We start from the raw sequence: 10,590 nt of genomic DNA, 5'->3' as shown, positions 1-10,590 counted from the left end.
GATATTCTCGCCGCCGCGGATCAACATGTCCTTCAGCCGGCCGACGATATTGCAATAGCCGTCGTGATCGAGCGTCGCGAGGTCGCCGGTATGCATCCAGCCGTCGATCAGCACGTCGCGCGTCTTCGCGTCGTCGTCCCAGTAGCCGAGCATCACCGAATAGCCCTTCGTGCACAGCTCGCCCGTCACGCCGACCGGCACGATCTCGCCGGTCGCATCGACGATCTTCACTTCGAGATGCGGCTGAATGCGCCCGACCGTCGTCGTGCGTTTCTCGAGCGGATCGGTCGTTCCGCTCTGGAACGAGACCGGGCTCGTTTCCGTCATCCCGTAGGCGATCGTCACTTCCGACATATGCATCTGCGACACGACGCGCTTCATCGTTTCGATCGGACACGGCGATCCGGCCATGATGCCGGTGCGCAGCGAGGTCAGGTCGTACTTCGCGAAGTCCGGGTGATCGAGTTCCGCAATGAACATCGTCGGCACGCCGTGCAGTGCCGTGCAGCGTTCCTCGGAGACGGCCGCGAGCGTGGCGACCGGATCGAACGCCTCGCCCGGAAACACCATCGCCGCGCCCTTCGACACGCACGCGAGCACGGCGAGCACCATCCCGAAACAGTGGTAGAGCGGCACGGGAATGCAGAGCGAATCCTGCTCGCTGAAACACATCGCCTGCGCGATCGACCGCGCGTTGTTGACGACGTTGCGGTGCGTGAGTGTCGCGCCCTTCGGGTTGCCTGTCGTGCCGCTTGTAAACTGGATATTGATCGGATCGGTCGACGCGAGCGCCTCGCCGATCGCATCGAGCGCCACATGCGCGTCATTCGCGCGGCCGCGTGCCATCACGTCGGCGAAGCGGAACATGCCGGCCGGCGCGACGTCGCCCATCGACACGACGGTGCGCAGCGCGGGCACACGCGCGGCATGCAATTCGCCCGGCGCCGCTGTCGCCAGTTCCGGCGCGATCGTCTGCAACATCTCGACATACGCGGACGACTTGAAGCGCTCCGCGGCGATCATCGCCTTGCAACCGACCTTGTTCAGCGCGTACTCGAGTTCGGCAAGCCGATATGCGGGATTGATGTTGACGAGGATCGCACCGAGGCGCGCGGTCGCGAATTGCGTGAGCAGCCATTCGCTGCGGTTCGGCGACCAGATGCCGACGCGGTCGCCCTTGACGATGCCGAACGCCGCGAGCCCGGCAGCCAGCACGTCGACCTCGGCGGCGAATTCGCGCCAGGTCCAGCGCACGCTCTGCTCGCGGAACACCGCGGCGGGCCGGTCGGGGAAACGCTCGGCGGTGTCGCGCAGCAACCGGCCGATTGTCGCTTCGGACAGCGGCACGTCGGTCGCCCCGCGCACATATGACAGTCCGTTCTCGGGCGCGATCAGCGCCCCCACGCCTGATACTTCAGCCATGAATGTCTCCGAGAGGCTTTTTTGTCTGTCTGATTCCACGGATTATGCTGAGATCCGCTGACGACACTCTGACATCAAATCGCGACTGCGTGATGAAATAGCACGCTCGGACAGAATCGGGACGAAAAAAAAGCAGCCCGGAGGCTGCTTTCTTCTGCATGAAGCGTGGGCTTCAGTGCTTGCTGCGCATCTTCGCCAGACGCTGGATCGCTTCGAGCTGCGCCATTGCCGTGGCGAGCTCCGACTGCGCCTTCGCAAGGTCGATGTCCGACTTCGCGTTCTGCAGCGTTTCCTGCGCACGCTTGCGCGCTTCCTCGGCCTTCGCCGAGTCGAGGTCCTTGCCGCGGATCGCGGTGTCGGCGAGCACCGTCACGGCGCCCGGCTGCACTTCGAGAATGCCGCCCGCGACGAACACGAATTCGTCGTTGCCGTTCTCGACTTCGATGCGCACCGCACCCGGACGAATCCGCGTGATCAGCGGCGTGTGGCCCGGCAGAATGCCCAGTTCACCCGCTTCGCCCGGCAGCGCGACGAATTTCGCCTGGCCCGAGAAGATCTGCTCTTCCGCGCTGACGACGTCTACTTTGATGGTTGCCATATCGAACTCCTGTCGATCGGAGCCGACGCGTTCGCGCCCACTCCGATCCCATGCACGGCGGGTTGAGCGTATTGCGACCGGCGCGGCGGGCCGGATATCAATCCCGCCCCGACCACGCCGCCCTGCGACTCACTCGAACCCTTACTGGATCTTCTTGGCCTTTTCGAAGGCTTCGTCGATCGTGCCGACCATGTAGAACGCCTGTTCCGGCAGGTGGTCGCACTCGCCGTCGACGATCATCTTGAAGCCGCGGATCGTTTCCTTCAGCGGAACGTACTTGCCCGGCGCGCCCGTGAACACTTCAGCGACGTGGAACGGCTGCGACAGGAAACGCTGGATCTTACGTGCGCGTGCGACCGTCAGCTTGTCTTCCGGCGACAGTTCGTCCATGCCCAGAATCGCGATGATGTCGCGCAGTTCCTTGTAGCGCTGCAGCGTCTGCTGAACGCGGCGGGTGATCGAGTAGTGCTCTTCGCCGATCACGTTCGGGTCAATCTGACGCGAGGTCGAATCGAGCGGGTCGACTGCCGGGTAGATACCCAGCGAAGCGATGTCACGCGACAGAACGACCGTTGCGTCCAGGTGGCCGAAGGTCGTCGCCGGCGACGGGTCGGTCAAGTCGTCCGCAGGGACGTACACGGCCTGAACCGACGTAATCGAGCCCTTCTTGGTCGACGTGATGCGCTCTTGCAGCTTGCCCATTTCTTCAGCCAGCGTCGGCTGATAACCCACCGCCGACGGCATACGGCCGAGCAGTGCCGACACTTCGGTACCGGCCAGCGTGAAACGGTAGATGTTGTCGACGAAGAACAGCACGTCGAGGCCTTCGTCACGGAAGAACTCGGCCATCGTCAGGCCGGTCAGCGCGACGCGCAGACGGTTGCCCGGCGGCTCGTTCATCTGGCCGTACACCAGCGCGACCTTGTCGAGAACGTTCGAGTCCTTCATTTCGTGGTAGAAGTCGTTCCCTTCACGGGTACGCTCGCCCACGCCCGCGAACACGGAGAAACCGCCGTGCTCCTTCGCGATGTTGTTGATGAGCTCCATCATGTTGACGGTCTTGCCCACGCCTGCACCGCCGAACAGACCAACCTTGCCGCCCTTTGCGAACGGGCAGATCAGGTCGATGACCTTGATACCCGTTTCGAGCAGTTCGGTCGACGGCGACAGTTCGTCGAACGCCGGTGCCTTCTGGTGGATCGAACGCTTGTTTTCGCTTTCGATCGGGCCCGCTTCGTCGATCGGACGGCCGAGCACGTCCATGATACGGCCGAGGGTCGGCTTGCCGACCGGCACCATGATCGGGCGGCCGGTGTTCTTCACCATCAGGCCGCGGCGCAGGCCGTCGGAAGCACCCAGACAGATGGTACGGACCACGCCGTCGCCCAGCTGCTGCTGGACTTCGAGCGTCAGTTCCGAGCCATCGAGAGTGAGCGCGTCGTAGATCTTCGGCATGCTGTCGCGCGGGAATTCCACGTCGATAACGGCGCCGATGCACTGTACGATCTTGCCTTCTACCAAAGCAGCAGTACTCATCGCTTTTCCTTTAAATACCTGATTCTTTACTCGCGCAAAGGCGCAGTTTCGAGCCGGCCGGGTAAGGGCCGCCCGGGCAGCGTCGCCCGGGCCGGGACATCCCGACGCGCTCGCTTAAACAGCGGCGGCGCCGCCGACGATCTCCGACAGTTCCTTCGTGATCGCGGCCTGACGGCTCTTGTTGTACGACAGCTGAAGCTCGCTGATCACCGTCTTCGCGTTGTCCGAAGCCGCCTTCATCGCGACCATGCGCGCCGATTGCTCGGACGCCATGTTTTCCGCGACGGCCTGGTACACCAGCGCCTCGACGTAACGGACCAGCAACTCGTCGACGACCGTCTGCGCATCCGGCTCGTAGATGTAATCCCACGACGTCGCCGGCGTGCCGTCATTCGCCTCGAAGTGCTCCGACGCCAGCGGCAGCAGCTGTTCGATCACCGCTTCCTGCTTCATCGTGTTGACGAAGCGCGTGTACGCGATATAGACCGCCGACAGCTTGCCTTCCGAGTACAGATCGAGCTGCGTTTTTACCGCGCCGATCAGCTTGTCGAGATGCGGGGTGTCGCCGAGGTGCACGACCTGCGACATCACCTTCGCGCCGAAGCGGTTCAGGAACCCGAGGCCCTTGCCGCCGATCGCGGTGGCTTCGACCTTCTGGCCCTTGTCTTCCAGCTCCTTGAACTTCTGCACCGTCGCGCGCAGCACGTTCGTGTTCAGACCGCCGCACAGACCCTTGTCCGTCGTGACGAGGATGATGCCGGCCGTCTTCGCGCCGTCGTTTGCCACCATGAACGGGTGGCGGTACTCCGGGTTCGCGCGGCTCATGTGCGCGGCGATGGCACGGACCTTGTCCGCATACGGGCGGGCAGCGCGCATGCGTTCCTGGGCGCGGCGCATCTTCGATGCGGCCACCATCTCCATCGCCTTCGTGATCTTGCGCGTGTTCTGCACGCTCTTGATCTTGCCGCGAATTTCCTTCATTCCAGCCATAGCTTGCTCCTTGACCGAAGCGGCGCGGGCGCTTTGCGCGGCCCGCGCCGCTTCAGTGTGTCACTCGCGGATCAATAGGCACCCGACTTCTTGAAGGCCTCGATCGCGGCGCGCAACACGCCTTCGTCGTCCTTCGACAAGTCCTTGGTGTCTTCGATGCGCTTGATGAGGTCAGCGTGGATGGTCTTCAGGAATTCGCACAGGCCCTTCTCGAACGGCAGCACGTCCTTGACTTCGATGTCGTCGAGGTAGCCGTTGTTCGCCGAGAACAGCGACACGGCCAGCTCCCACACCTGCAGCGGCTGGTACTGCGGCTGCTTCAGCAGTTCCGTCACGCGGCGGCCGCGCTCGAGCTGCTTGCGGGTCGCTTCGTCGAGGTCCGATGCGAACTGTGCGAATGCAGCCAGTTCACGGTACTGCGCGAGGTCGGTACGGATACCGCCCGACAGCTTCTTGATGACCTTCGTCTGCGCGGCGCCACCGACTCGCGACACCGACACGCCGGCGTTGATTGCCGGGCGGATGCCTGCGTTGAACAGGTCGGTTTCCAGGAAGATCTGGCCGTCGGTGATCGAGATCACGTTCGTCGGAACGAACGCCGTCACGTCGCCTGCCTGCGTTTCGATGATCGGCAGCGCCGTCAGCGAACCGGTCTTGCCCTTCACTTCGCCGTTCGTGAACTTCTCGACGTACTCTTCCGAGACGCGCGCCGCACGCTCGAGCAGACGCGAGTGCAGATAGAACACGTCGCCCGGGTACGCTTCACGGCCCGGCGGGCGGCGCAGCAGCAGCGAGATCTGACGATATGCCCAGGCTTGCTTGGTCAGGTCGTCATAAATAATCAGCGCATCCTGGCCGCGGTCGCGGAAGTATTCGCCCATCGTGCAGCCCGCGTACGGTGCGAGGTACTGCATCGCAGCCGAATCCGAAGCCGAAGCGGCGACGACGATGGTGTACTCCATCGCGCCCGTTTCCTCGAGCTTGCGCACCACGTTCATGATCGACGAAGCCTTCTGGCCGATCGCGACGTAGATACAGATGAGATCCTTGCCCTTCTGGTTGATGATCGTGTCGACGGCCACTGCGGTCTTGCCGCACTGACGGTCGCCGATGATCAGCTCACGCTGGCCACGGCCGACCGGCACCATCGCGTCGATCGCCTTGATACCGGTCTGAACCGGCTGCGACACGCCCTGACGCCAGATCACGCCCGGAGCGATCTTTTCGATCGCGTCGGTCAGCTTCGCGTTGACCGGGCCCTTGCCGTCGATCGGGTTGCCCAGCGCGTCGACCACGCGGCCGACGAGTTCCGGACCGACCGGGACTTCCAGAATGCGGCCCGTCGTCTTGACGATGTCGCCTTCCGAGATGTGTTCGTATTCGCCGAGAATCACCGCGCCGACCGAGTCGCGCTCGAGGTTCAGCGCGAGACCGAACGTGTTGCCCGGAAACTCGAGCATTTCGCCCTGCATCACGTCCGACAGGCCGTGGATGCGCACGATACCGTCGGTCACGGAGATCACGGTGCCCTGGTTGCGAACGTCTGCGCTCGCTTCAAGGCCCTGGATCCGGCTCTTGATCAGCTCGCTGATCTCAGAGGGATTGAGTTGCATTATTCGCTCCTGATAGTCAATTCTGTTGCGTGCCGGCGTGGCGCTCAGGCGGTCAAGGCGGCCTGCATCGATGCGAGGCGCGCGCGAACCGAGGTGTCGAGCACTTCGTCGCCAACCGTCACGCGCACGCCGCCGATCAGCGACGAATCGACTTCGACCGTCGGCTTCAGCTTGCGCTTGAACTTGCGCTCGAGGCCGCTGACGAGCGATTCGAGATCGGCCCCGTTCAGCGGGAACGCACTGACGATGATCGCGTCGGCGGCGCCTTCACGCTCGTTCTTCAGCGCTTCGAACTGCGCGGCGATTTCCGGCAGCAGCGCGATACGATGATTGTCGACCAGCATCTGCACGAAGTTCTTCGCTTCGGCACCGGCCGCGAGCGGCGACTTCGCGGTGGCGAGCAACAGCTCGGCCACTTGCGTACGGGTCACCTTCGGGCTCGACGCGACGGACAGCACGTCGGGCAGACGCGCAACCTGAGCCAGCTCTTGCACGAGCGTGGACCAGGCGGCGATGTCACCCCCCTCGGCCACGCGGAACAGCGCTTCTGCGTAAGGGCGGGCGATGGTTGCAAGTTCGGCCATGATCAGAGCTCGGCTTTCAGTTGATTCAGCAGTTGGGCGTGGGCCGTTTGATCGACTTCGCGCTTCAGGATCTGCTCGGCGCCCTTCACGGCCAGCGTAGCGACTTCGCCACGCAGCGCTTCGCGCGCCTTCACGATTTGCTGTTCTGCTTCCGCCTTCGCCTGAGCGATGATGCGGACGGCTTCAGCCTGGGCGTTGGCCTTGATTTCCTCGGCGACCGCCTGGGCACGCTTCTCAGCGTCGGCGATACGCTGCTGGCCGTCGTTACGGGCCTGCGCGAGTTCCTGGTCCACGCGCTTGTGCGCTGCTTCGAGTTCCGCCTGGCCCTTTTCCGCGGCGGCGAGGCCGTCAGCGATCTTCTTCGAGCGCTCGTCGAGGGCGTTGATCAACGGCGGCCACACGAACTTCATCGTGAACCACGCGAGGACCAGGAACACGACCATTTGCGCAAACAGAGTTGCGTTGAGATTCACGGTGTTTCCTTATCTGCTATTCCGGAAAAATGAAACGGTAAGGCGCTCATCGAGTTGCATTCGATCAGCGCCCAGTCTCCGTTCCGCCCTGCGCCGGCCCGGCCGGCGCAAATTTCCGAAGAACCTTAGCCTGCGAGCTTCGACAGGAGCGGGTTCGCGAACGCGAACAGCATTGCGACACCAACACCGATCAGGAACGCCGCGTCGATCAGACCAGCCAGCAGGAACATCTTCGTTTGCAGCGGGTTGATGAGTTCCGGCTGACGTGCGCATGCTTCGATGTACTTGCCGCCCATCAGCGCGATACCGATACAGGCGCCGATCGCACCCAGGCCGATGATGATGCCGATACCGATGGCGGTCAGACCCTGGATGTTGGCGATGAAAGCTTGCATGATCACTCCTTTGTGAAAAGACTTGGAACTGAGATTTAAGAAACTAAAACGAAGACTCTTTTTGGCACGCCGCGCTTAGTGCGAGTCGTGCGCCTGGCCGAGGTACACCAGCGTCAGCATCATGAAAATGAATGCCTGCAACAGAACAATCAGGATGTGGAAGATTGCCCAGACGCTGCCCGCGATCACGTGCCCGATGAAGCCGAGGAACGTTGCGTCGCCGCCGAAGCTCCACATGCTGCCGAGCAGTGCGATCAGCAGGAACACCAGCTCACCCGCGTACATGTTGCCGAACAACCGCATGCCGAGCGAAACGGTTTTCGCGACGTATTCGACGATGTTGAGCGCAAGGTTCGGGATCCACAGCAGCGGGTGCGCGCCGAACGGCGCCGACACCAGCTCATGCGCAAAGCCGCCCGGGCCCTTGATCTTGATGCTGTAGTAGATCATCAGGACGAACACGCCGAGGGCAATGCCGAGCGTGCCGTTCAGGTCAGCCGTCGGGACGATGCGATGGTGGGAAATGACGTTCGACAGACCGAGCAGGCCGATCACGCGGCCCGGCAGGTCGACCGGAAGAAAGTCGAGGGCGTTCATCAGCGCGACCCACACGAACACGGTGAGCGCCAGCGGAGCGATGAACGCGCGATTGCCGTGGACGATCGCCTTCGACTGGTCTTCGACCATCTCGACGAGCATCTCGATCGCGCACTGGAAACGGCCCGGCACGCCGGGCGTCGCGCGGCCGGCGGCCAGTCGCAGCAGAACGATGGTGATGACGCCACACACGATCGACCAGAACAGCGTGTCGATGTTCCAGACGTGGAGATCGAAGATCGACGTCTGATGCGTGGTGGAAAAGTTCTGCAAGTGGTGCGCAATGTACTCGGACGGATCCGGACCGCGCGTGCCTTCGCTAGCTGCCATATCGTTAACGCCACCCAAATTGTCGAAAATCGTTTTGCCCGATTCCGCAATACGCTATTGCGGGAACGGTCCGGCGCAGTTCCGTGTCGAAACCGCGCGCTGCTTGTTCTTTACCGCCAGGCCAGCGCGATCCAGTACGTCTTCAGCACGACGAGGTACGTGACGAGGAGCGGCACCCAGTGCACGCCGGCATAGCCGAACGCCACCGCGGCGAACAACCCAATCGTCACGCCGAGCTTGAGCGCTTCGCCGGCCACCCAGCTCATCACGGTGGCCGAGCCGCCCGCCTTCAGGCGTGCCACGAACAACGCACTCGGCAACCAGCCGATCGCTCCACCCAGAAACGCCGACAGCGCAGCAGCGCCCGGCGACTTCGAAAACAGCCACCACGCCAGCGTTGCAACCAGGGACAAGGCCACCTGCGCGATCACAACCCCGTTGGGCGTTACACGCGACGGCCGACCCACATTCGGGCCGAACAGCCTTTCGGCCTCCACCCGTGTGAGCGGAACGATGTTGTCATCCTGCAGCTCGGCATCCCAGTCGTCGCCGGTGGATTCGCGCCGCTCGCCGGCCGCTGAAGCGGTGCGTTGCGTGCGTCGATCATCGTGCCTGTTGTTCGGCGCCTGACCCGCCATCGCAGCCTTCCGCAAAATCCTGAACCGGCCCCAAGCTTTCCTCAAGCTTTCAGGGGTACCTAGCTAACAAATCCGGGCGATTGTAAGCGATAGTTGCAGGTGATTCAAGGCTTTAGACGCGACAAAAACCTGCGAAAAACAACGCCTCATGATGTGAAAAACGGACGTGCCGGACACATACGGCGGCGCTTGCGATCTCGCTATTTTTCACCGTCGCATCGCGCATGAAAAAACCGGTTTCACGCGCGCCTGCGTGCCGCTTTCAACCGTGAAGGAGCAACAGCGCACCGATCACTGCGCTCGCGATACCGAACGGGATCGACGCGAGATGAAACGGCAACCACATGCGCGGTTCCTTTGCGAGTCGTACCGCGATCAGGTTCGCGAGCGAGCCGAGCGCCATGCCGAATCCGCCGACCGATACGCCGAACGCGAGCGCGCGCCAGTCACGCGTGAATTCCGATAACAGAATCGCGGCAGGCACATTGCTGATGCCTTGCGACAACACCGCACCGGCACCGAATACGCGCAGCGGCGCATCGAGCCGGGCATGCGCGATCGCGTCGTGCACCACCGGCAGCGCCGCGGCGGTGCGCAGCACGACGAACATCAGCACGAAGATCAGCAGCAGCAGCCAGTCGATCTTCAACACCGCATCGCGCCGCACGACGAGCAACACGATCGCGACCGCCAGCAATCCGGGCATGGCCTGTCGCGCGTCCGCAAGAAACACGAATGCGGCGAACAGCACTGTGGCGACAAGCGCCTGCACGCGCCGCACCGGCTGCGCCATCGCGTCGCCGGACAGGTCGAGCGGCTTTGCGCGAAACATGCAGGCCGTCGAGGCGAGCAGCAAGGCCATCGTTGCGAGCGCAAGCGGTCCGAGTGTCAGCACGAAGCGGCCGAACGACACGCCGCTCAACTGCCACAGGAAAAGATTCTGGGGATTGCCGAGCGGCGTCGCGATCGAGCCCGCGTTGACGGCGAGTGCGACGACGATCACAAGCCGCCGGAACGGCAATGGCGTCAGCGCACGCAGCGACACCATCAACGGAATGACGACGAACAGCGCGACGTCGTTGGTGACCCACATCGCGAGTACCGCGGCGAATGCGACCAGCAGCATCGCCAGCGCACGCTCCGAATGCACCCGATGCACGATGCGATGAGCAAGCCACATCAGGCTTCCGGAAAGCTCGAGCGCCTTCGTCAGCATCAGCAGGCCCGCGAGCGTCGCGACCGTTTGCCAGTCGACACTTGCGGCAAGCGATGCGATTGGTTGCGGACGCAACCATTGCAGCACAAGCAGGCCAATCGCCAGCACTGTCAGCACCGGCTCGCTCGCAAGCCAGCCGAACCACCGGCGTGATGCCGGCGCGCCTGCTTTATTCATCGACGACGCCTCGTTACTCTT

At 63.0% G+C, this 10,590-nt stretch carries 11 protein-coding genes; all 11 read right to left on the bottom strand.

The window, feature by feature from the left end:
- Window positions 1-1,422, bottom strand: a 1,422-nt coding sequence (locus tag KH616_RS14770; protein ID WP_292247182.1) for an AMP-binding protein, incomplete at its 3' end; no start/stop codon positions are given.
- 172 nt (window positions 1,423-1,594) lie between these two features.
- On the bottom strand, window positions 1,595-2,020 hold the full coding sequence (locus KH616_RS14765; protein WP_292247179.1) for a F0F1 ATP synthase subunit epsilon: 426 nt from the start codon (window positions 2,018-2,020) through the stop codon (window positions 1,595-1,597).
- 141 nt (window positions 2,021-2,161) lie between these two features.
- Window positions 2,162-3,556, bottom strand: a complete 1,395-nt coding sequence (gene atpD, locus KH616_RS14760; RefSeq protein WP_292247176.1) for a F0F1 ATP synthase subunit beta — start codon at window positions 3,554-3,556, stop codon at window positions 2,162-2,164.
- A 114-nt stretch (window positions 3,557-3,670) separates the two neighbouring features.
- A complete protein-coding gene (atpG, locus tag KH616_RS14755) occupies window positions 3,671-4,546 on the bottom strand; it encodes a F0F1 ATP synthase subunit gamma (protein ID WP_292247174.1) in 876 nt (291 codons plus the stop codon).
- A gap of 71 nt (window positions 4,547-4,617) precedes the next feature.
- Window positions 4,618-6,159, bottom strand: coding sequence for a F0F1 ATP synthase subunit alpha (gene atpA, locus KH616_RS14750; RefSeq protein WP_292247171.1), 1,542 nt, complete (start codon window positions 6,157-6,159; stop codon window positions 4,618-4,620).
- A gap of 44 nt (window positions 6,160-6,203) precedes the next feature.
- Entirely contained in the window at window positions 6,204-6,743 is a 540-nt protein-coding gene (locus tag KH616_RS14745) for a F0F1 ATP synthase subunit delta (RefSeq protein WP_292247169.1), read from the bottom strand.
- 2 nt (window positions 6,744-6,745) lie between these two features.
- Entirely contained in the window at window positions 6,746-7,216 is a 471-nt protein-coding gene (locus KH616_RS14740; RefSeq protein WP_292247165.1) for a F0F1 ATP synthase subunit B, read from the bottom strand.
- Between the two features lie 125 nt (window positions 7,217-7,341).
- Window positions 7,342-7,611, bottom strand: a complete 270-nt coding sequence (atpE, locus tag KH616_RS14735; protein WP_004195828.1) for a F0F1 ATP synthase subunit C — start codon at window positions 7,609-7,611, stop codon at window positions 7,342-7,344.
- 75 nt (window positions 7,612-7,686) lie between these two features.
- Window positions 7,687-8,538: a F0F1 ATP synthase subunit A gene (gene atpB, locus KH616_RS14730; RefSeq protein ID WP_292246256.1), complete on the bottom strand. Its 852-nt coding sequence runs from the start codon at window positions 8,536-8,538 to the stop codon at window positions 7,687-7,689.
- A 110-nt stretch (window positions 8,539-8,648) separates the two neighbouring features.
- Complete coding sequence (locus KH616_RS14725; RefSeq protein WP_292246253.1) at window positions 8,649-9,176, bottom strand: ATP synthase subunit I; 528 nt, start codon at window positions 9,174-9,176, stop codon at window positions 8,649-8,651.
- Window positions 9,177-9,438: 262 nt separating this feature from the next.
- Complete coding sequence (locus KH616_RS14720) at window positions 9,439-10,569, bottom strand: SLC13 family permease (protein WP_292247183.1); 1,131 nt, start codon at window positions 10,567-10,569, stop codon at window positions 9,439-9,441.
- Window positions 10,570-10,590: the final 21 nt, after the last annotated feature.

Origin of the sequence: Burkholderia sp., assembly GCF_018375725.1 — a bacterium.
GTDB lineage: Bacteria > Pseudomonadota > Gammaproteobacteria > Burkholderiales > Burkholderiaceae > Burkholderia.
Note: the sequence above shows the minus strand (reverse complement) of the source record. Positions and strands in the feature narration are given on the sequence as shown.